Consider the following 849-nt stretch of genomic DNA (forward strand, 5'->3'; position numbering starts at 1 on the left):
CTGCTGGTGCAGTGTGTTGACGGAAATAGAATTTGTCTTAAGGCGGCGAATGCACTCCGCTATATGGCCATTACCTTCAGCGACAATTCCATGTGAGGGAGCGTATTGAAGATCACGCCGGAGAGACAGATCTTCGACATGCACACCTCGGCCTTCACCTTCCGAGATATTGCTTGAAAGGGTGCCTCCAAGTGCAACATTGAGTTCCTGCAACCCACGGCAGATTCCGAACAAGGGGACACCCAGCGACAAAGCAATCTCGATCGCAGCGATGCTCGTCCTGTCGCGATCAAGATCAAGCGTGCTGGCGCAAGCTTTCGGACCCCCATACCGTGACGGTGATACATTTGAAACCGCGCCGGTCAGGAGCAATCCATTGAAGGCCAACAGGCAGGTCCGCAACTCTTTGTCGGTAAGTCCCCCTGGGATCAGGACTGGAACGACGCCAGCGGTGAGGCGCAATGCTTCGAGATAACGGGCGCGCGCCACATCATAAGCAACGCCGTCAACCGTCTGGCGATCGCAAACGACACCAACGATCGCCCGGCTGTCTTCTGCCAAAGCGGCCACAATGTCAGGCCCCCTCAAGGGCTTGCCCGATATCAGCAAGGATATCGTCGACATGTTCAAGCCCGACGGAAATCCGAATCGTTCCGTCGCGCACGCCGGAAGCCAGGCGCGCCGCTTGCGGCACCGACGCATGCGTCGTGGAGGCCGGATGCGTGGCGAGTGTCCTCGCATCGCCGATGTTTGCAACGTGGTAGACGAGTTGTAGGCGCTCGATAAACCGGCGGCCGGCATCGATACCGCCGACGATCTCGAAAACGATCATCGGGCCGCCATAGTCGC

General features: G+C 58.2%; 2 protein-coding genes. Both read right to left on the reverse strand.

Going from position 1 to position 849, the window contains the following annotated elements; all coding sequences use genetic code 11:
• Positions 1-570 (reverse strand): gamma-glutamyl-gamma-aminobutyrate hydrolase family protein (locus ACWGTO_RS33635; RefSeq protein ID WP_454578974.1); only part of this gene is annotated, 570 nt, incomplete at its 3' end.
• A 4-nt stretch (positions 571-574) separates the two neighbouring features.
• On the reverse strand, positions 575-849 hold a 275-nt coding region (locus ACWGTO_RS33640), incomplete at its 5' end, for a PLP-dependent transferase (protein WP_454578975.1).

Source organism: Mesorhizobium sp. PL10 (assembly GCF_053714315.1).